General features: G+C 61.4%; 21 protein-coding genes. All 21 read right to left on the bottom strand.

The features are described 5' to 3' along the window. Positions 1–92 precede the first annotated feature (92 nt). The 21 genes from pnp to WD767_20935 all read right to left on the bottom strand — a co-directional run bounded on the left by pnp (position 93) and on the right by WD767_20935 (position 20,771). Positions 93–2,234 (bottom strand): polyribonucleotide nucleotidyltransferase, encoded by a 2,142-nt coding sequence (pnp, locus tag WD767_21035; GenBank protein ID MEX2618578.1) that lies wholly within the window; start codon positions 2,232–2,234, stop codon positions 93–95. A gap of 195 nt (positions 2,235–2,429) precedes the next feature. Beyond that, positions 2,430–2,699 carry a 30S ribosomal protein S15 gene (gene rpsO, locus WD767_21030; GenBank protein MEX2618577.1) on the bottom strand — a complete coding sequence of 90 codons (270 nt, stop codon included), beginning with the start codon at positions 2,697–2,699 and terminating at the stop codon, positions 2,430–2,432. A 16-nt stretch (positions 2,700–2,715) separates the two neighbouring features. Next, on the bottom strand, positions 2,716–3,642 hold the full coding sequence (gene truB, locus WD767_21025; GenBank protein MEX2618576.1) for a tRNA pseudouridine(55) synthase TruB: 927 nt from the start codon (positions 3,640–3,642) through the stop codon (positions 2,716–2,718). Further along, positions 3,632–4,033 carry a 30S ribosome-binding factor RbfA gene (gene rbfA / locus WD767_21020; protein MEX2618575.1) on the bottom strand — a complete coding sequence of 134 codons (402 nt, stop codon included), beginning with the start codon at positions 4,031–4,033 and terminating at the stop codon, positions 3,632–3,634. Before rbfA ends, truB begins: the two co-directional genes overlap by 11 nt. Before the next feature lie 70 nt (positions 4,034–4,103). Then, positions 4,104–6,638, bottom strand: coding sequence for a translation initiation factor IF-2 (infB, locus tag WD767_21015; GenBank protein ID MEX2618574.1), 2,535 nt, complete (start codon positions 6,636–6,638; stop codon positions 4,104–4,106). Beyond that, the gene (locus WD767_21010) at positions 6,631–7,275 is read right to left on the bottom strand and encodes an RNA-binding protein (GenBank protein MEX2618573.1); all 645 of its coding nucleotides are present in this window, start codon (positions 7,273–7,275) and stop codon (positions 6,631–6,633) included. Before WD767_21010 ends, infB begins: the two co-directional genes overlap by 8 nt. 16 nt (positions 7,276–7,291) lie before the next feature. Beyond that, positions 7,292–8,902 (bottom strand): transcription termination factor NusA, encoded by a 1,611-nt coding sequence (gene nusA / locus WD767_21005; protein ID MEX2618572.1) that lies wholly within the window; start codon positions 8,900–8,902, stop codon positions 7,292–7,294. Positions 8,903–8,929: 27 nt separating this feature from the next. Further along, a complete protein-coding gene (rimP, locus tag WD767_21000) occupies positions 8,930–9,424 on the bottom strand; it encodes a ribosome maturation factor RimP (protein MEX2618571.1) in 495 nt (164 codons plus the stop codon). A gap of 123 nt (positions 9,425–9,547) precedes the next feature. Then, positions 9,548–10,174, bottom strand: a complete 627-nt coding sequence (locus tag WD767_20995) for a tRNA (guanine(46)-N(7))-methyltransferase TrmB (GenBank protein ID MEX2618570.1) — start codon at positions 10,172–10,174, stop codon at positions 9,548–9,550. Positions 10,175–10,270: 96 nt separating this feature from the next. After that, entirely contained in the window at positions 10,271–11,461 is a 1,191-nt protein-coding gene (gene metK, locus WD767_20990) for a methionine adenosyltransferase (protein ID MEX2618569.1), read from the bottom strand. Between the two features lie 150 nt (positions 11,462–11,611). Continuing rightward, the gene (locus tag WD767_20985) at positions 11,612–12,073 is read right to left on the bottom strand and encodes a helix-turn-helix transcriptional regulator (GenBank protein ID MEX2618568.1); all 462 of its coding nucleotides are present in this window, start codon (positions 12,071–12,073) and stop codon (positions 11,612–11,614) included. Positions 12,074–12,162: 89 nt separating this feature from the next. Next, positions 12,163–13,737 (bottom strand): apolipoprotein N-acyltransferase, encoded by a 1,575-nt coding sequence (gene lnt / locus WD767_20980; GenBank protein MEX2618567.1) that lies wholly within the window; start codon positions 13,735–13,737, stop codon positions 12,163–12,165. Continuing rightward, entirely contained in the window at positions 13,730–14,662 is a 933-nt protein-coding gene (locus WD767_20975) for a hemolysin family protein (GenBank protein ID MEX2618566.1), read from the bottom strand. Before WD767_20975 ends, lnt begins: the two co-directional genes overlap by 8 nt. 3 nt (positions 14,663–14,665) lie before the next feature. After that, a complete protein-coding gene (gene ybeY / locus WD767_20970; protein MEX2618565.1) occupies positions 14,666–15,166 on the bottom strand; it encodes an rRNA maturation RNase YbeY in 501 nt (166 codons plus the stop codon). After that, positions 15,163–16,128, bottom strand: coding sequence for a PhoH family protein (locus WD767_20965; protein ID MEX2618564.1), 966 nt, complete (start codon positions 16,126–16,128; stop codon positions 15,163–15,165). Before WD767_20965 ends, ybeY begins: the two co-directional genes overlap by 4 nt. A gap of 14 nt (positions 16,129–16,142) precedes the next feature. Beyond that, positions 16,143–17,513: a tRNA (N6-isopentenyl adenosine(37)-C2)-methylthiotransferase MiaB gene (gene miaB / locus WD767_20960; GenBank protein MEX2618563.1), complete on the bottom strand. Its 1,371-nt coding sequence runs from the start codon at positions 17,511–17,513 to the stop codon at positions 16,143–16,145. A gap of 259 nt (positions 17,514–17,772) precedes the next feature. After that, the gene (locus WD767_20955; protein ID MEX2618562.1) at positions 17,773–18,183 is read right to left on the bottom strand and encodes a Fur family transcriptional regulator; all 411 of its coding nucleotides are present in this window, start codon (positions 18,181–18,183) and stop codon (positions 17,773–17,775) included. Positions 18,184–18,363: 180 nt separating this feature from the next. Beyond that, the gene (locus WD767_20950) at positions 18,364–18,786 is read right to left on the bottom strand and encodes a MucR family transcriptional regulator (GenBank protein ID MEX2618561.1); all 423 of its coding nucleotides are present in this window, start codon (positions 18,784–18,786) and stop codon (positions 18,364–18,366) included. A gap of 208 nt (positions 18,787–18,994) precedes the next feature. Next, the gene (locus WD767_20945; protein ID MEX2618560.1) at positions 18,995–19,492 is read right to left on the bottom strand and encodes a GNAT family N-acetyltransferase; all 498 of its coding nucleotides are present in this window, start codon (positions 19,490–19,492) and stop codon (positions 18,995–18,997) included. Beyond that, the gene (gene tsaB / locus WD767_20940) at positions 19,489–20,169 is read right to left on the bottom strand and encodes a tRNA (adenosine(37)-N6)-threonylcarbamoyltransferase complex dimerization subunit type 1 TsaB (GenBank protein MEX2618559.1); all 681 of its coding nucleotides are present in this window, start codon (positions 20,167–20,169) and stop codon (positions 19,489–19,491) included. The genes WD767_20945 and tsaB overlap by 4 nt, the downstream gene beginning before the upstream one ends. Continuing rightward, positions 20,166–20,771 carry a malonic semialdehyde reductase gene (locus WD767_20935; protein ID MEX2618558.1) on the bottom strand — a complete coding sequence of 202 codons (606 nt, stop codon included), beginning with the start codon at positions 20,769–20,771 and terminating at the stop codon, positions 20,166–20,168. The genes tsaB and WD767_20935 overlap by 4 nt, the downstream gene beginning before the upstream one ends. Between the last annotated feature and the right edge of the window lie 51 nt (positions 20,772–20,822).

The raw sequence follows: 20,822 nt of genomic DNA, 5'->3' as shown, positions 1-20,822 counted from the left end.
TCAAAAGGAAAACCCCGCCGGAAATCCGACGGGGTTTGTCAGCGGTCTGGGCGGCGAGAAATCTCGCCGCCCTTTGATCTTGCGATTTCAGCCTATCGCCGGCCGCCGCCTTCGCGCGGCGTCTCGCCCAGGTCTTCGCCGGTTTCCTGGTTGACGGCGCGCATCGACAGCTTGACCTTGCCCCGGTCGTCGATCGCGAGGACCTTGACCTTGACCGTCTGGCCTTCGCTGACGACATCGCCGACCGAACCGACGCGTTCCTTCGCCAGTTCGGAAATATGAACCAGGCCATCGCGGGCGCCGAAGAAGTTAACGAAGGCGCCGAAATCCATGATCTTGACGATCTTGCCGTCATAGATGACGCCGACTTCCGGTTCGGCAACGATGGAGTGAATCCACTTCATCGCCTTTTCGCCCGCTTCCGCATCGACGGCGGCAACCTTGATGGTGCCGTCATCCTCGATATCGATCTTGGCGCCGGTCACTTCGCAGATTTCGCGAATAACCTTGCCGCCCGCCCCGATGATGTCGCGGATCTTGTCGCGCGGCACGGTCATGGTCGTGATGCGCGGCGCATGTTCCGACACGCCCTGCCGGACCGACGTGATCCCGGACTCCATTTCATTCAGGATGTGTATGCGGCCCTGCTTCGCCTGCGCCAGGGCAATCTTCATGATCTCCTCGGTGATCGAGGTGATCTTGATGTCCATTTGCAGGGCGGTAATGCCGAGTTCCGTACCCGCGACCTTGAAATCCATGTCGCCCAGGTGATCCTCATCGCCCAGGATATCCGACAGGACGGCGAATTCGTCGCCTTCCTTGATCAGGCCCATGGCGATACCCGCACAGGATCGCACCAGCGGCACACCCGCATCCATCAGGGACATGGACGACCCGCAAACGGTTGCCATCGAGGAGGAGCCGTTCGATTCGGTAACTTCCGAAACGACGCGGAGCGTATAGGGGAAATCCGCCTTGGACGGCAGCAGCGGGTGAATGGCCCGCCATGCCAGCTTGCCATGCCCGATCTCGCGGCGTCCCGGCGTCCGCAGGAACGATGCCTCGCCCACCGAATACGGCGGGAAGTTGTAATGCATCATGAAATGCTCGCGGTATTCCCCTTCGAGCGCATCGATAATCTGCTCGTCCTGGCCGGTGCCCAGCGTGGTGACGACGAGCGCCTGGGTTTCGCCGCGGGTAAACAGCGCCGAACCATGGGCGCGATCCAGAATGCCGACTTCGGCTGCAATCGGCCGGACGGACCTGGTATCGCGACCGTCGATCCGCATGCCGGTTTTCAGGATGTTGCCGCGAACGACGTCTTTCTCCAGCTTCTTCATCAGCCCGCCGGCAAGCTGGGCGTCGTAATCGTCGCCCATTTCGTTGGCCAACGCCTTGAAGGCGGTTTCCTTGGCCGCGGACAACGCCTCAACCCGGTCCTGTTTGACCGTGATGGCATATGCATCGCGGATGGATGCTTCCGCCAGTTCCTTCAGGCGGGACTTGACCGAGGCTTCGGCGTCCGCCGGCGGCGGCACGTTCCAGGGTTCCTTGGCGCAGGTTTCGGCCAGCTGGATAATCAGGTCGATGACCTTCTGGAATTCGCGGTAACCGAACATGACGGCGCCGAGCATCACGTCCTCGTCGAGTTCGGATGCCTCTGATTCGACCATCAGCACGCCTTCCTGCGTACCGGCGACAAGGAGGTCCAGCGTGCTGTCCGGCAACTGGTCGGCGAGCGGGTTCAGGACATATTGCCCGTCGATATATCCGACACGGGCGCCGCCAAGCGGGCCCAGGAACGGAATACCGGAAATCGTCAGCGCCGCGGCGGCGCCGATCAGCGCGGGAACATCCGGGTCGTTTTCGAGGTCATGCGCCAGAACGGTGCAGATCACCTGGGTTTCATTGTGAAACCCTTCGGCGAACAGCGGCCGGATCGGCCGGTCGATCAGCCGGGAGGTGAGCGTTTCCTTTTCGCTCGGTCGGCCTTCGCGCTTGAAAAATCCGCCGGGAATCTTGCCGGCCGCGAATGTCTTTTCCTGGTAATTGATTGTCAGCGGGAAAAAATCGATCCCGACTTTCGGCTGTTTCTGGGCAACGGCGGTGCACAGCACCTTAGTGTCGCCATAGGTTACCAGCACGGCGCCATCGGCCTGACGGGCAATCTTGCCGGTTTCGAGAACGAGGCGCCTGCCGCCCCACATCATTTCCTTCTTCTTCACATCAAACATCTATCGTCCTTCACATACGGTCATACGAGAACCGCGACCACGGACCCATGCCCATGGCCGGTTTACCAATGGCGCCCCGCCGCGAAAGCGCGACGGTGTGGCGCCAGGGGTCTGGTTCCCGAAACTGGTTCATGCATTCTTTCTGGAACGGGCGACATAGCGCATGACATATTTGCGCCCGTCCTGCCGGCGCTGTTAACGGCGCAGCCCCAGCCGGTTAATGAGCGCTTCATAGCGCTCCTGACTCTTGCGTCTGGTATAGTCAAGCAGACGGCGCCGTTGTCCGACCATGATCAACAGGCCGCGGCGGGAATGAAAATCCTTTTTATGCGTCTGCAGGTGTTCCGTCAGATTGCGGATCCGTTCCGTCAGAACGGCAATCTGCACTTCGGGCGACCCGGTGTCGCCAGATTTCGTTGCGAACTCGCCAATGAGTTCCTGTTTCTTTTCAGCCGTAATCGACATCGATTACTCCTTGAAATTAGAGGTTCAACACGCGGAAGGGCTTCACCTCACCAGCCGCATAATGTGCAAGCGCCACCGGTTTGGTTTTTGTTTTGGCCAAGACCGTATCGCCCTGATTGAAATCGGCGATACGCTGAAGGTCCACCTTCTGCAACAGGGATACCGCCCGGCCGTTACGCAGCAGGGCGGCTTCCGATTCGGTTACAACCAGCGCCGGGATGTCGTCCAGCGCGGTTTCAACCGGTAATAGCTTTTCGTCACGGGCGGCAATTTGCCCAAATGACTCCAGTTCGTCCAGCGAAATCGCATCCGCCTCGGTAAACGGCCCGACCGCCGTGCGGCGCAGGGCGGATACATGCCCGACGGAGCCGACGGCACGGGCGATATCGCGGGCCAGGGCGCGCATATAGGCGCCCTTGCCGCTGGTGACGGAAAAAACCGTATGGTCCCCGTCCGGCATATCCGCGATATGGATGTCGAAAATGTCGATAGGCCGCGGCGCGAGGTCGACCGGCCTGTTATCGCGGGCAAGATCGTATGCCCGGTTGCCATTGATCTTGATGGCGGAAAATTTCGGCGGCGTTTGCTGGATTCGCCCCCTGAAGGCGGAAAGGGCCCGTTCGACATCGGCATGGGCCGGCCGGACATCGCTGTATTCGATCGGGTCGCCCTCGATATCGTCGGTATCGGTTTCAATGCCCCAGCGCAGGGTGAAATGGTACGATTTCGTACCGTCCATGACATGGGAAACGGTCTTTGTCGCTTCGCCGAACGCAATCGGCAGCAACCCGGTCGCAATCGGGTCCAGCGTGCCGCCATGACCGGCCTTGCGCGCGTCGAAAAGCCACTTTGCCCGGTTGACCGCGCCGGTGGAGGTAATGCCGCAGGTCTTGTCGAGGATGAGCCAGCCGTTGACGATCCGGCCCTTCTGCCTACGACCCATCGTCGTCCCTCTCCCGCTGCAAATCCTGCGCGACCTTCGGATGCCGCAGCAGGGCGTCGATACTGGTCGCCCGATTGAAACTCTGGTCGAGTTCGAAGGACAGGCGCGGCGCATGCTTCAACCGGGTCTCGGCGGCCAGGGCGCTGCGCAGGAAGGGCGCGGCGCGGCGCAGGGCCGACACGATTTCATCGGCTTCGTCGCCGCCAAGCGGCATGACATAGGCCGTCGCATTCTTGAGGTCCGGGCTGACCCGGATTTCGCTGACCGTGATGGAGACGTCCTGCAGAACCGGATCGCGCAGCACGCCGCGCGCGAGCACGTCGACGAGCGCATGACGCAGGGATTCGCCTACGCGCAACTGCCGTTGTGATGGGGATCTGTTTTTGCGCATATTATCCAAACCCGCGCGCCCCGAAGTTCGGGGCAACGCGACGGGCGCTGAGATTGCCAAAATGCGGGGCCTATAGCTCGCGCTGAATTTCTTCGACTTCGTAGCATTCGATGACATCGCCCTGCTTGATGTCGTTGTAGTTCTCGAACGCTATGCCGCACTCATACCCGTTCTGCACTTCGCGGACATCGTCCTTGAAGCGCTTGAGCGTCTTGAGCGCGCCGTCGAAGACGACGACGTTGTCCCGCAGGAGCCGTACCTTGGTGCCGCGGCGGATATAGCCCTCCGTGACGTAGCAGCCGGCGACCTTGCCGGTCTTCGTGATATTGAAGACCTCGCGCAACTCGGCGTAGCCGATAACCTTTTCCCTTATTTCCGGCGCCAGCATTCCGCTCATCAGGCCCCGCATGTCATCGATCAGGTCATAGATGATCGAATAGTACCGGATATCGACATGTTCCTGTTTGGCGAGGGCCCGGGCCTGCGGGTTGGCGCGGACGTTAAAGCCCAGGATGATCGCCTGCGACGCTCCGGCGAGCGCGACATCGGATTCGGAAATCCCGCCGACGCCGGAGTGCAGGATGGTGCATTTCACCTCGTCCGTCTCCATACCCCTCAGCGACGCGGAGATGGCTTCGACGGAACCCTGAACGTCGCCCTTCAGGAGGATCGGCATCGACGCCGCCTCGCCATCCTTGATCCGGTCGAACATCTGTTCGAGCGTTCCTCGCGAACCGACCGCAATCTGCGCGTCGCGCGCCTTGCGCTGCCGGTATGCGGTTATTTCGCGCGCCCGGGATTCATCCCCCACGACGGCGAAATCGTCGCCCGCGGCCGGTGCGCCCTGGGCCCCCAGAACCTCGACCGGCATCGCCGGGCCGGCTTCCTGCACGTTTTCGCCGTGGTCGTTGATCAGGGCGCGGACACGGCCCCATTCGGCGCCGGCAATGAACACATCGCCGACGCGCAGGGTGCCGCGCGTGACCAGCACGGTCGCGACCGCGCCGCGGCCATGCTCCAGCCGGGCCTCGACAACCGCGCCCTTGGCTTCGCGGTCCGGATTGGCGCTCAGTTCCATCAGTTCCGCCTGAAGCACAATGGCTTCTTCCAGCGCATCGATATTGGTGCCGACGGTGGCGGAAATCTCGACGTCCTGAACGTCACCGCCCAGCGTTTCGACAACGATGTCATGCGACAGCAGTTCATTTCGAATCTTGTTCGGATCGGCATTCGGCCGGTCGATCTTGTTGATCGCGACAATGATCGGAACACCGGCGGCCTTGGCATGATGGATGGCTTCAACCGTCTGCGGCTGCACGGTGTCATCCGCCGCGATAACCAGCACGACAATGTCGGTGACGCTGGCGCCGCGGGCGCGCATGGCCGTAAACGCCTCATGGCCCGGCGTGTCCAGGAAGGTAATCATGGCGCCTGTCGACAGCTTTACCTGATACGCGCCGATATGCTGGGTAATTCCCCCGGCCTCTCCGGAGACGACATTGGCCTTCCGAAGGGTATCGAGCAATGAGGTCTTGCCGTGATCGACATGGCCCATCACGGTGACGATCGGCGCCCGGGGCATCAGCGATTCCGCAGTATCGACTTCACCTTCGATACCGATTTCGACATCCGATTCCGCAACGCGGCGGATCTTGTGGCCGAATTCCGACACGACGATTTCCGCCGTGTCGGCGTCGATTGTCTGGTTCGCGGTCACCATCACGCCGGATTTCATCAGCGTCTTGATGACATCGACCGTCCGGACCGCCATTCTGTTTGCCAGGTCCGATATGGAAATGGTTTCCGGAATAATCACATCGCGGACGAACTTGCTCGAATCGGAATCCGCCAGCATTTCCCGCGAGCGCTGTTTTTCCCGTTCGCGGGCCCGCTTCAGGGAAGCGATGCTCCGCGCGCGCTCCAGCGTTCCGCCTTCATCTTCCAGCGCCTGCGTAATCGTCAGTTTGGACGAACGCCGGCGCGGCTCCTGCCGGGCCCGCAATGTCTGGGTGCGCTTGGCATCCGGCCGGGCCGCGGCCGCGCGACGGCCCTGTTCCTCGTCGGATTCGTCTTCATCGATAACCGGCTTGCGGGGCTCTGCCGGCCGCGTTTTTTCGGGTACCGGCGCCACAACGTCCAGCACAGGCGCAGGAGATTCCGGTTCGTCCGGTTTTTCAGCGGCTTCCTTCTTCGCCTTTTCTTCGGCGACGCGACGCGCTTCCTCTTCCAGCAGGCGTGCGGCTTCCCGCGCCTTGGCGGCCTTTTCCTCTTCCAGCCGCTCGCGCTCACTCTGTTCGGCGGCGCTGTGCAATGCCCGCAGCCGCGCCGCGCGTTCACTTTCAGTCAGATGACTCTCGCCCGGCGGAAGCATTGGCGCCGGCTCGCCCTGCAGGGACAGAGTCTGCCCGCGCTTCTGTACTTCCTGCATGCCGCCGCCCACAGCGCGCTCGAACGTGCGCTTGCGCTTCACCTCGACGGTAACGGCTTTCGTCCGGCCATGGCTGAAGCTTTGCCGGACCTGACCGGTCTCGACAGTTTTCTTCAGTTCCAACCGGCTTGGCTTGTTCAAGCTCAGTTTAACGTCGGGATCTTTGCTTTCACTCATCGTCTTCCTCGTTCTCCGGCACCTGCCGGAAGCCGGATAGCCTTACGGTATTCTGGGTCAGCTTCGTCGCCAATCCGCCTGACGCTACGGCGACATGCACCGATCTGTCGCGGGCAAATGCGACGCCTAATTCTTCCGCCCGCAGCACGGTGACCACCGGAACGCCGCGAGTCATCCGCTGCAATTTCTCACGACCGTCCGCGGCGCCGTCAAGGGCCGAAAACAGCAACGCCGCCTGCCCCTGCTGCAGCCAGCTGCGGACTTTTACAAATCCGGCTACCGCCTGTCCCGCACGGCGTGCGAGTCCCAACAAGTCCGTGCATTGACGAACCAGAAGACTTTCAATCCTTTCCGCCAGCCGATCATCCACAATGACGGCGCGGCGCGCCGCACGGTCGAACAGCCTTCGTTCACATGCCGTCTTAATGCTAATTCGGTCCGCGCTCAACCAAATTCCGCGTCCGGGCAGCCGTCCGGTGATGTCCGGCACGATGGAATTGTCCGGTCCGACCACGAATCGCAGCAATTCGACCATCGGTTTCGAGACGTTGGACGCGATACAGCGACGGTGCGATTCCGCCATGATGTCGGGCGCTCCGCCATCGCCCGGTGAATCAAGTATCTGTGCTGCGGCCATCGTGGCGATACCTGATTCAGACCTCTGCCCGCTCGTTTTGCAGCGCGCGTTCTTCCTGGGCCTTCTCCTCGGCGGCCAGCTTTTCCAGCTCCGCGTTGCGCAATTCTTCCTCGGTAAACCATCCCGCGGCTATCCGGGCCTGCATGATCAGTTCATTGGCTTCCGCTTCGCGCATTTCGAACGACGCGAAATAGCCATCCTCCGGATCCGTCAGTTCGTCGGATGCCAGGTCGGCAAAATCCTCCATCGTCTTGACGCCGTTTTCGCCAAGCTTGATCAGCATTTGCGGCGTCAGACCGGGCAGGGCGACCAGATCGTCCGTCACGCCGAGTTCGCGGCGGCGATCGGTCAGACGGGCACTTTCCGCTTCCAGGAAATTCTGCGCGCGCAACTGCAACTGGGCCGCCAGGTCGTCATCGAAGCCTTCGATGCTCGATACGTCCTCAACCGGAACATACGCGACTTCCTCGACGGATGAGAATCCCTCCGTCACGAGTAGATGGGCAATAACCTCATCGATATCAAGGGCCTCGATAAACCGGGCGCTACGCGCCAGAAATTCCTTCTGGCGGCGTTCCGATTCCTCTTCTTCGGTCAGGATATCGATATCCCAGCCGGTCAGCATCGACGCAAGGCGGACATTTTGGCCCCGCCTGCCGATTGCCAGGCTCAACTGTTCGTCGGGCACCACGACTTCGATCTTGTTCTGTTCCTCGTCGAGGACAATTTTCGCCACTTCCGCCGGCGCCAATGCGTTGACGACGAATGTTGCCGGGTCCGGCGACCAGGGAATGATATCGATCTTCTCGCCCTGCAGTTCCGACACGACCGCCTGAACCCGGCTGCCGCGCATGCCTACGCAGGCGCCGATCGGATCGATGCTGCTGTCGTTCGAATGGACGGCGATCTTGGCCCGGCTGCCCGGATCGCGCGCCACGGCGTCGATTTCGATGATGCCGTCGTAAATTTCGGGCACTTCCTGCGCGAACAGCTTGGCCATGAACTGAGGGTGCGTCCGCGACAGGTGAATCTGCGGTCCGCGCAATTCCGGCCGGACGTCGAAAATATAGGCGCGGACGCGTTCGTTGCGGCGGAAATGTTCGCGCGGCAGGAATTCGTCGCGACGCATGACGCCTTCGGCGCGCCCCAGGTCGACAGTGACGTTGCCGAATTCCACCCGCTTGACCAGGCCGTTGACGACTTCGCCGATACGGTCCTTGTATTCCTCGAACTGGCGCTCCCGCTCCGCTTCACGGACCCGCTGGACGATAACCTGCTTCGCTGTCTGCGCCGCGATACGGCCGAAATCTATCGGCGGCAGCGGATCGACAAGGAATTCGCCAATCTCGGCATCGGCCTTGCGTTCCCGGGCCCGGTCGAGAGTAAGCTGGGTTGCTTCGTTTTCAACCTCCTCGACGACTTCGAGATACCGGGCAAGCTGAATGTCGCCCGTCTTGCGGTCGATGGTCGCGCGGATATCGTGCTCCAGACCGTATTTCGACCGGCCGGCCTTCTGAATGGCCTGTTCCATCGCCTCGAGAACCTGTTCCCGGTCGATGCCCTTGTCCCGCGCCACCGCATCGGCGACCTGCAGGATTTCCATGGTAAGCTGCGCTACGTTTTCCATACGTGAATCGCCCTGTCTTCTCGTGAGTTAATGTTGAACGTCACCGGCGCCAGCCAGCGCCAGTAATTCATCCGTGAGGATCAGCTTGGCGCGATCGATTTCGGCAAAGGGCAGTTCGACAACTGTCCCGTCGACGTCGATTCGTACCGTATCGCCATCCAATCCCGCGAGTTTACCGCGAAACCGCCGCCGGCCGTCGATCAGGCGACGAAGTTCGATCCGCGCCTCAAGGCCCGCGAACCGTTCGAAATCCTTTGGCCGGGTCAACGGCCGGTCCAGTCCCGGCGAACTGACTTCCAGCGTATAAGCGCCGCTGATCGGATCCTCGACATCAAAAAGCGCCGACAGTGTCCGGCTGATTGTCGCGCAGTCCTCCACGACAATCGGTATTCCATCCAGCCGTTCGGCCATGACCTGAAGGGTCTGTCGCTGCGATCCGGTAATCTGCACACGCACCACTTCATACCCCAGGTTTTCGAGCGGGGCGGCGATCATGTCCTCTATTCGTTTGGACGCATCCATCAGGCAGTCCCGAGCAGAAACTAAAATGGGCGGGCCCGCGGGCCCACCCAATATAACAGCCGATTAATCGGTGTATGGGAATAACGCTACTTATTTAGGCGATATTCCCGGATTTCTCAAGGGTTATCCGCGACTATTTCTCCGGAACCGCAGATAGGCGCATCGATCTCCGTTCGCCAGCGCCTTTTCCTCGTAGCGCGTGCGCTTCCAGTCGGGCGGCGGGACGCGCCAATCCGCGGCGCGGCGCGCCAGCCATTCGAATGCGTCATGTGCGAGGGTCTCGAGAAGAATCCAGCGCACATATTCGCTATGGTCGCTGGCGATACGCAATTCCGCACCGTCCTGCAGCACGCGCGCCAGGGAATCGAGATTGTCACGGGAAACGAACCGCCGGCGGTTATGCCGCAATTTGGGCCAGGGGTCCGGGAACAGAACGAAACAGCGGGCAATGGACGCCTCCGGCAGGGCGTCCAGCAAAATACGCGCATCATCGGCAAAGATGCGGATATTGCGCGTATTCTCCCGGTCCATTTCATCGAGCAGCGATGCGACCCCGTTGACGAAGGGTTCGCAGCCGATCAGGCCGATATCCGGGTTGTCGCGCGCCTGCGCGGCGATATGTTCGCCGCCGCCGAAACCGATTTCCAGCCAGACCCGGCTGGCCGGCGGATCGAACAGTGCCCCGATATCGCCCCGCGCCGCCGCCAGCACAGGCGGACCGACGGCGACCTGCGGCAGCAGCGTTTCCACAAGCCGCCGCTTTCGCGGCCGCAGCCTGCGCCCGAAGCGCCTGCCGTAAAAGATCCGGCGTGCTTCGTCGTTACCGGAAGGCAATTTGCGCCGGTATCAGGTCAGCGCGGCCTTCAGGGGTTCGACCAGATCCGTCCGCTCCCATGAAAATGCGCCATCCGCGGTGGCTTCACGGCCGAAATGGCCATACGCCGATGTCGGCACATAAACCGGCCGGCTCAGATTCAGATGTTCGCGGATGTTGCGGGGGCTGAGATCCATCGCTTCCTGAATGGCGCCCGTCAATTTGTCATCATCGACGGTACCGGTGCCCTGCGTATCGACATAAACCGATAGCGGCTTCGATACGCCGATCGCATAGGCGACCTGAATCGTGCAACGCTCGGCCAACCCTGCCGCGACGACGTTTTTCGCCACGTAGCGGGCGGCGTAGGCGGCTGACCGGTCGACCTTTGACGGATCCTTGCCGGAAAATGCACCACCGCCGTGCGGCGCGGCGCCGCCATAGGTATCGACAATGATCTTGCGCCCGGTCAGGCCGCAATCGCTGTCCGGACCGCCGATGACGAATCGGCCGGTCGGATTGACATAGAAACTGGCCTCGGGACACATCCAGCCGGCGGGCAGGACGCTCTCCACGAAGGGGCGCACGATCTCGCGGACGTCGGACTGTTCCAGCCCTTCGTCATGTTGCGTCGAGACGACGACGGATGTCGCGCGGACCGGCTTGCCGGCCACGTATTCCAGTGTCACCTGGCTTTTCGAGTCCGGGCCGATACCCGATATCTCGCCGGAATGCCGCGCTGCGGCGAGCCGGCGCAGGATTTCGTGGCTGTAATGAATGGCGGCCGGCATCAGGACGGGCGTTTCACGGCAGGCAAAGCCGAACATCAGCCCCTGGTCGCCGGCGCCTTCATCCTTGTTGCCCGCGGCATCGACGCCCTGGGCGATATCGACCGACTGGCCATGCAAATGGCATTCGAACGAAAGTTTTTTCCAGTGAAACCCGGATTGTTCATATCCGATATCCCTGATGGCGGCCCGCGCCAGCGCTTCGAGCTTCCCCGCATCGACTTCGCCCGAGGCGCTGACGATGCTTGAGGGGCCGCGAACTTCGCCCGCCAGTACTATCCGGTTTGTCGTGCACAGCGTTTCGCAGGCAACGCGCGACAATGGGTCCTCGCCAAGAAACAGATCGACAACTTCGTCGGAAATCCGGTCGCTGACCTTGTCAGGATGACCTTCGGATACGGATTCGCTTGTGAATAGAAAATCGCCTTTTGTCAAGATTCTTCCCCGATTTTGTGATTTCAGTTGCCGTTGGATACGCTAACCGGCCAGCGAAATCAAACGCGGTCGTCCCGGCACATGAAAAACGACGCCGCCGGAACGAGCGGAATCAGGCTCGCGCGGCCCGTATCCGTTGTCTTTTGCGGATCAGGCCTCGCTTGTGTCAGCCAGGGATTTTGTCAGGTCGAACAGCCGTTTGCGCACGGCGGGATCCTTGATTCGATAATATGCCCGGACAAGTTCCAGCGTTTCGCGCTTGGCCAGAGGATCCGCTTCGCCGCTATCCCCGGCAGGCGCAATCGATTCCGTTCCGGGACCGGATGTGCTTTCGGAAATTTCCGGGGGCATGTCGTCAAAGAAAAACGAAACAGGGACATCCAGGACACGGGACAGGTCGAAAAGCCGGCTGGAGCCAATCCGGTTGGCGCCGCGTTCGTATTTCTGGACCTGCTGAAATGTCAGACCGATAGCATCGCCCAGCTTTTCCTGACTGATACCCAGCAGGGTCCGGCGCAGGCGTACCCGCTTTCCGACATGAATATCAACAGGGTTAGGACGACCGGTGCCGTATCCTGTCTGGACTTCTTCCGCCCTGGCATTCGCTTGCATCTTAGAATATCTCCAATAATTTACGGCCCGCAATATGGCAGGAGTATTTCCCGCGTCAAGGCCCGGATCGATCCATTTTTACGTGAAATCTATAATGTTTTCCTAAATCGCAGGGATACATATGTAGCGAGAACGCAAAAAAGCAACCCAACATAAAGCGCGGTGCCGTGACGTGTGTAGAATGTTGTCCCTTGAATGCCGGACGGCAGGCGCGCGTCGATCGTTCCGGCCTCGCCCAGACCCAGCCGCTGCAGAATTCTGCCATAGGGGTCGATGACGGCGGATATGCCCGAATACGCCGCCCGAATCATGGGCAGCCCCTCTTCGGCCGCCCGCACGCGCGCCTGGGCCAGATGCTGGTGCGGGCCCGAGGATTTTCCATACCAGGCGTCGTTGGTCAGGTTCAACAGCCATGCCGGCCTGTCTTCGGGTGCGACAATATGGCCCGGAAAAATAACCTCGTAGCAGATCAGCGGACCGACCGGCGGCAGGCCCGGGAGCCGTAATGTCCGGGGGCCCGGCCCTGGCGTGAATCCCGTACCGCCGGCTGTAAGTTTCGGAAGCGGCAGGTACTGCGACAGCGGAACGTATTCGCCAAACGGAACCAGGTGGAACTTGTCGTAATGGCCGATAATTTGTCCCGCCGCATCAATGACGATCATCGCGTTCATGAGGCGATACGGATTAACTTCATGGCGCGGGGCGCCGGTCAGCAACAGGCCGCCCTGCGGCACGACCGTCGCCAGCAGCCTGCGCAGTTCAGGCGCATTGGACAGGAAGAACGTCGCCGCGGTTTCCGGCCAGATCACATGAGAAACCCAGTCCGGGCGATCCCGCCGGCTCAGGTCGAGGAATTGCCGCAGGTTCCGCTGCTGGTGTTCCGGCGCCCATTTTTCCGTCTGCGGGATACTGGACTGCACGATCCGGATGCCCACGCCGGTGCCGGTGCCGGCATCCATCCCGTCGGGCAACCGGGCGCCGCCGACGATCCAGACGACGACCGGCACGACAAGCGCAACGGCGGGCGCGATCCACCGCCGGCGCCCTGACGGATCGGCTATCGCGGCGGGAAGACAGGCGGTGACGATGACGAAAAGGCCGACGCCATAGGCGCCGATCAGCGAGGCTAGCTGCAGCATGGCATCCGAACCCGTCCAGCCATAGCCGATCAGGTTCCAGGGCAATCCCGTCAGGAGATGGCCCCGCAGCCATTCGGCGCACGACCAGGCCAGCGCAAACAGCAGCGCGCGCTCCAGGTTGTTTCGGCCTTTCCAGGCGACGAGCGCCGCCAGACCGGTATAGATCGCCAGGACGGCGGGAAGGCCCAATACGACGAAGGGGAGCATCCAGGCGAATTTCGCGGCGAATACAAGCAGTGCGTTCCCGATCCAGTACAGCCCGATCGCAAAAAAGCCGAAACCGAACCACCATCCGGTAAAGAATGCGGCACGGCGCGTCGCCGCGCCGGCCAGTATCCAGAGCAGCGCCGGAAAGATCAGGAAATTCAGCGGAAACAGGTATACCGGCGGCAATGTCAGTGTCAGGACGCAGCCGAGACAGAAAGCCGCCATGTATCGCCGCCAGCCCGAAATTGCGGCAAACCGGAAGGCGACGGCGGCGGGGATTGTCCGGGCGGCCGCGCCGCCGGCAACCGGGTCAGTCATCCGCCACGTCGGCGGTTGGCAGGTTCCGGACTCGCAGCCGCTTGATACGGCGCGGATCGGCATCGAGTATTTCAAACTCGACGCCAGAGGGTTCATGAACGATCAGTTCGCCGCGCGTCGGGACTCGGCCCGTAAGGGAAAACAGGAATCCGCCAAGCGTGTCGATATCCTCTTCGCGCTCCTCGTCTGTCAGAATAGTGCCGACTTCGGCTTCGAACTGCTCGACGGTCACCCGCGCATCGGCGATGAGCGACCCCTGCGCGCCCCGGATCAGTTGCGGGCCCACCTCGGCGTCGTGCTCGTCCTCGATTTCACCGACAATCTGCTCGACCAGGTCCTCAATGGTGATCAGGCCGTCGATCCCGCCATATTCGTCGATCACCAGCGCCATGTGCAGATGGGTCATCTGCATTTGCAGCAACAGGTCGAGAACCGGCATCGATGGCGCGACGAACAGGATTTTCCGAAGGATCTTGCGCAGACTGAAATTCGCGCTGTCCGCCATTTCCGGTAGCACATCCTTGATGTGCACCATGCCGACCACGTCGTCCAGCGTCTCGCGATAGACCGGCAGGCGCGAGTGTCCTTCCTTGTTGATCTGGGAGACGAGGCCTTCCAGCGTTTCGTTTATGTCGACGGCGCCGATATCGGCGCGCGGAATCATCACGTCATAGGCGCTCAGGCCGCTCAAATTGAGAATGTTGGCGATGAGGGCGCGTTCGCCCGGATCGATGGCCTCGACCCGTTCCTCGTGTTCTTCGATCAATTCCTCGAACGTGTCGCGCAGGGTCGAATCGGCATTCTTCTGGATACGCCACGGCAGGATCTTGTCCAGCAGGCTCGGTCGCCTTTCCGCTTCCAGCGCTTCCCTTTCCGGCGTGGCGCCGTTTGTTTCGATTATCGTCGGCCTGGCGTCGTCGCTCACGCGTCATGTCTCCTGCGCCGGAATGGTAAAGGGATCGGAAATGCCCAGTTCCGCCAGGATTGAAATCTCCAGCGCCTCCATCTTCCGGGCGTCCGAAGGAGTCTGATGGTCGTGACCCAGCAGGTGCAGCAACCCGTGAACACACAGGTGGGACAGGTGGTCCGCCAGACTTTTGTTCTGTTCGGCGGCTTCGCGCGCCATTGTCTCATAGGCCAGAACGATGTCGCCCAGCAGGCACGCCGCATCGTCGGGGCCATTTTCGCCATCTGCCGGAAACGACAGCACATTGGTCGCCTTGTCCTGGCCGCGATAGGTGCTGTTCAGTTCCCGGACGAAGCTGTCGTCGCCAAGCACGATGCTGACTTCCGATTCACGGTTCGTGTTTCCCGCGTTGCGCCAGGCCATGCCGGTGGCGCGACGCGCAACCGCTTCCGCGTCGAACGGCGCCGCGCCCCAGGCCGCAGTTCTCGTCGCTATGTCGATCAGCAGCAGGTCTCGCGTCATTTTGCCTTACCCGACTCCGCGGCGTCATAGGCGCGGATGATCCGCGCTACCAGCGGCGGGCGGACAACATCGGCATCGGAAAAGCGGACAAATGCGATTCCCGGAACGTCCGCCAGGGTTTCGACCGCATCGCGCAGGCCCGGCCGGGTGCCCGGCGGCAGGTCGACCTGGCTCAGGTCGCCCGTGATCACCATGCGGCTGTTTTCGCCAAGCCGTGTCAGAAACATCTTCATCTGCGTCGCGGTGGTGTTCTGCGCCTCGTCCAGGATGACAAAGGCATTGGTCAGCGTCCGTCCCCGCATGAAGGCAAGGGGCGCGACCTCGAATTCACCGCTGGAAAGCCGGCGCACCACCTGATCGCCCGGCAGCGTGTCATGCAGCGCGTCGAAGAGCGGCCGCAGGTACGGGTCGATTTTTTCCTGCATGTCGCCAGGAAGGAACCCGAGCCGCTCGCCGGCTTCGACGGCCGGGCGCGACAGGATAATGCGGTCCACCTTGCCCGCGCTGAACAGTTCCACGGCGGCACAGACCGCAAGATAGGTTTTGCCGGTACCGGCCGGGCCCAGCGCGAACACCATGCTGCTTTCCCGCATGGCCTGTATGTAACGGGCCTGGGCGGCGGACCGCGCGGCAATCCGCTTGCGATGCAATTGGATCATGGTGCGGTTGTCGGCGCCGCCATCGTCGGAACGGGCTGTCTGCGCCATGCGGACCGCGGCGTCGACATCGCCCTCGTTCAGCAATTCGCCGTCGCGAACCTGACTGTAAAGACGGCGCAGCGCGGCGCCCGCCGTGGTCGCGGCGTCGGACGGACCCGATATCGCGATGCGGTTCCCGCGGGCGACCAGGGACACGCCGAGTTGCTGTTCGATCCTGACCAGATGCTTGTCATGCGCGCCGAACACCAGCGGCAGAAGGTTGTTGTCGTCGAACTGGATATGAACCGGGTTCGCGTCGTCCATCCGGCTGACTGTAGTCAAGCACTGACCCTTTCGCTGGCAACCGCCTCGGTAACAATGTCACCGCGCAGGCTTCTGTTGTGAACGGCGGCGATGCGGCATGCGGTGACGGATCCGATCAGCCGGTCCGGGGCTTTGGCATACACGGATTGCATATAGGGGGACCGGCCCTGAATCTGCCCGGGGAAACGCCCCTTGCGATCGAACAGGACGGGCATCACGGCCCCGGCCGTACCGTGGTTAAAGGCTTCCTGCTGCGCCAGGAGCAGTTGCTGCAACATGGCGAGCCGTTCTTCCTTTACCGGCTCCGGAACCTGGTCGTCGATGCCGGCCGCCGGTGTCCCGGGCCGGACGCTGTATTTGAAAGAATAGGCCTGGGCGAAGGTGACTTCCCGGACAAGGCGCAGTGTATCCGCGAAATCCCGGTCCGTTTCGCCCGGAAACCCGACGATGAAATCCGACGACAGGGCGATATCCGCGCGCGCGGCGCGCAACCGCTCGATGATCCGAAAATAAGCCGCGGCGGTATGCTGGCGGTTCATTGCCGCCAGGATGCGGTTGGACCCGGACTGCACGGGCAGGTGCAGGTACGGCATGAGCTGCGGAACATCGCGATGCGCCTGGATCAGATCATCGTCCATGTCCCGGGGGTGGCTCGTCGTGTAGCGGATGCGCGCCACGGCCGGCACCGCATCCGCCAGGTGACGGATAAGCCGCCCGAGGCCCCATTCCCGCCCGTCCGGGGCGGCGCCGTGATAGGCGTTGACGTTCTGTCCCAGCAGCGTGATCTCCCGGCAGCCGCCGGCGGCGAGACGCCGGGCTTCGTCGGTGATCGCCGCGACAGGCCGCGACTGTTCGGCGCCGCGCGTATAGGGGACGACACAGAAGGTACAGAACTTGTCGCAGCCCTCCTGCACCGACAGGAAGGCAGCCGGACCCTGCGACGCGGATTCCTCCGGCAGGTGGTCGAATTTGTCTTCCTCGGGGAATTCGGTGTCGACGACCCGCGTGCCCGACTTTTGCATCACCCGCGCGATCAGTTCCGGCAGGCGGTGGTATGTCTGCGGGCCAAAGACCATATCGACGCAATCCGCCCGCGCGATGATTTCAGCGCCTTCCGCCTGGCCGACGCAGCCGCCGACGGCGATGATCATCCGTTCGCCCGCGGCTTCGCGGTCCTGCTTCAACAGGCGCATCCGGCCGATTTCCGAATAAACCTTTTCCGCCGCCTTTTCGCGGATATGGCATGTATTCAGGATGACCATATCGGCGCCGGCCGGGCTGTCCGTCGATACATAACCATGCGGCGCCAGAACATCCGCCATCCGGACGGAATCGTAGACGTTCATCTGACAGCCGTATGTTTTGATAAAGAGCCTTTTCACCAGGCTAGTATCCCGACCGCATCGTCGCGGCAGGCGTGTCGTTTAATCCGGTCAATGACTTAAAACCATAAGAAACGAAATTTCTTCCAGAAAAGGCGTCAGAACGATCCGATTGAAACATCCCGAGCACTACAGCCGGTCCACGCCAGCGTGTCGTTAATAATAACACCGGAAATGGCAAAAAAACAAGATTTTGCAACACGTGGCGATTCAGCGCCGGCTCCGTATCGAATTCCCGCTCCGCCAGGAGGAGGGCGGCTTGTCACTTCTTGATGCGTGTCCCGTACAGCTCCAGCCGGTGATCCATCAGACGATAGCCCAGTTTCTTGGCCACCCGCTGCTGCAGGTCTTCGATTTCCTCATTGTTGAACTCGATGACCTCGCCGCTTTCGATATCGATAAGGTGGTCATGATGGTCTTCCGTGACTTCCTCGTAGCGCGCCCTACCGTCGCCAAAATCGTGACGGTCCAGGATATTCTGCTCCTCGAAAAGGCGGACGGTACGGTAAACGGTCGCAATACTGATCCGGGAATCGAGCTCGGAGGCCCGTTTGTGGACCAGTTCGACGTCAGGATGATCGTCGGATTCGCCCAGGACCTGCGCAATGATGCGCCGCTGCCCAGTCATCTTGAGGCCCTTTTCCTGGCATAAATCCAAAATTCGGTTCTGCATCGCCCCTGCTCACTTTGACGCGCCGGTGGTTACGGCATTGATTGTCGTGATCCAAAGCCGATCGGGAGAAATCGGCGTCGCCGACCGCCCCAATCCGCTGCACGCACCAATTATATAGTACTTAAGGGCGGTTCGGCCACTTTCGAAGTGCTGAATTTGGCGACAAACGACCATTAATTGCTACTTGTCGCGTGGCCGGGTCCCCAGACCGATGGCCTTTGCCAGCGAACTGCGCTGATTGGCGTAATTCGGGGCCACCATCGGATAGTCGCTCGGCAACCCCCAGCGTTCACGGTATTCGTCAGGCGTCATGTTGTACGCGGTCTTGAGGTGCCGCTTGAGCATTTTCAGGCGCTTGCCGTCTTCGAGGCAGATGATGAAATCGGGCGTGATGGATTTCTTGATCGGAATGGCGGGCGTCAGCCGCTCCCCATTCGTGTCCGTGTCCCTGCCGACATTCGACAATGTCTTGTACACCTGCTCGATCAGTGTCGGCAGATCCGACATCGTTACCGAGTTGTTCGATACGTGTGCGGCAACGATTTCAGAGGTCAGCTCCAGTAAATCGCGCGCGTTGATATCGGAATTGCTCGTGTCGGACATTGCCAGATACCCTTGTGACTGCGGGGTTAAATCGAAAAATTTATGGTTGCATTGCTCACTATAGTCGCGAAAACACTATTCTTTCGCCACTATACATCCGGAAAATCGTGTAAAAATATCGTTACTTGTTAATTGCCAAAGTAACATTGCGAAGGCTCATGTATCAAGGCTTATATACGGACTCTACTTGGTAATATTTAGCAATAATTCAAGAGTTTGAGGCATCCGTCTTTCCTATCGAAAGACGCATCACTATCGCATCGACACAGTTTCCGTCGTCGCGTTTATAGTAATCGGACCTGTGGCCGACGGTTTTGTACCCGGCTTGTTCGTATAATGCCCGTGCCTGGGGATTATCGGCGCCGACTTCCAGAAAAATGGCCCTCGCGCCGCCCAGCGACGCGATGCGCCGGGTGCCTTCCATCAGCGTTTCCCCGACCCCGAGCCGCCGGTACAGGGAAACGACGCCGACACTGAATACTTCCGTTTCGTCGAGCACGGTCCGGGCCAGAACAAAGCCGGCGGGCGTCATCGCCTGCGCCCCGCCCATCGTGGCGAGCAGGGCCCAGCTACCCTGGAGCCCGAGATATTGTTCGACCGCTTCCCGGGGCCGGGCGCCGCCGAAGCATTCGCCGTATATCCAGGCGATGGCGTCGATGTCGTCCGCAAGCGCCAGGCGGACGGTGATCTGGCTGTCTTCTGTCACAGGCCGGCCCGTGTCGGCAACATGGCGTCCGGCGGCCGAAGGTATAACGGACCCGGCGCCGGTTCGTCGCCGGACAGGCCGGGAAACCGCGACGCCGCGCAGCGCGCCAGAATACCGGCATCGGGAAGCGCCGGGCCGCCGGCGGGCCGCAGGTCGCGGGACGGAACTGCACGTCGAACCGCATCGGCGGCATTGCCGGCGATGGCGATGGCGCCGGCGGGCAGAATGGATTTTATATCGGCGGCAAGCATGGCCGCAGGCGGGCAAAGGGGCGACAGGTCAGATGAAAACAACTGCACGAAGATGTCCTCACGCCGTGAATCGATGGCGACCAGCAGCGGGTCGCCGGTTGCCGGCTGCGCGGCCGCCACGACTTCGAGCGTGGTCAGGCCGATAATCGGCTTGCCGGCGGCGAGCGCCAGCGCCCGCGCGCTGGACAGGCCGATGCGAAGCCCCGTGAAACTGCCGGGTCCCACTGTTGTCGCGATCAGGTCGAGTGTCGCGAAGGCCTGCCGGGCCTGCTCCATGACGTCGCGGATCATGGGCAGCAGGATTTCGGCATGGCCGTGCCGCCGCCGGGTGAACGCATGCGCGGCAAGCGCACCGTTGCGCCACAGGGCGGCCGAACACGCATCCGTTGCCGAATCGATTGCCAGCACCGTTACGGAAAGGGTCACAGCAGTGTGCAGACCTCTTCGAATTCGAAGCGGGGACTGCGCGGGAACAGCGCCGCTGGGTCGCCATAGCCCAGGTTGCAGATGAAATTGGACCGGATCTGCGTGCCCTGAAAAAACAGGTCGTCCACCATGGCATTGTCGAAGCCGGAAATCGGCCCGCAATCGAGCCCGACGGCGCGGCATGCCAGAATGAAATACCCGCCCTGGAGCGAACCGTTGCGCATCGCCGTCATGTCGATGAGCGCCTGGTTTCCGGTAAACCACGGACGCGCGTCTTCATGCGGGAACAGTTTGGGCAAATGGTCATAAAAGGCGTGGTCGTTGCCGAGGATGGCGGTGACAGGCGCCGACATGGTTTTCGGAATATTCCCGCCCAGCAGGGCTGGTTTCAGTTTTTCCCGGGATTCCGCCGATTTCAGGAAGAGGATCCGCATGGGCGAACAATTCGCGCTGGTCGGCGCCATCTTTGCCAGATCGAATGCCGCGCGCAGCAGCGAATCGTCCACGGGCCGGTCCAGCCAGCCGTTATGGCTGCGCGCCTCGCGGAAGATCAGATTGCAGGACGCTTCGTCGAGAACGGGCCGCTTCATCATTGCTGTCATCTCCTCTGCAACCGTATATGGTTGCATACTCTGTTACGCAACCGTCTTGAG

This window comes from Alphaproteobacteria bacterium (assembly GCA_040905865.1).
Taxonomy (GTDB): domain Bacteria; phylum Pseudomonadota; class Alphaproteobacteria; order UBA8366.
The sequence above is the reverse complement of the archived record's forward strand: the minus strand, read 5'-3'. Positions and strand labels throughout refer to the sequence as shown.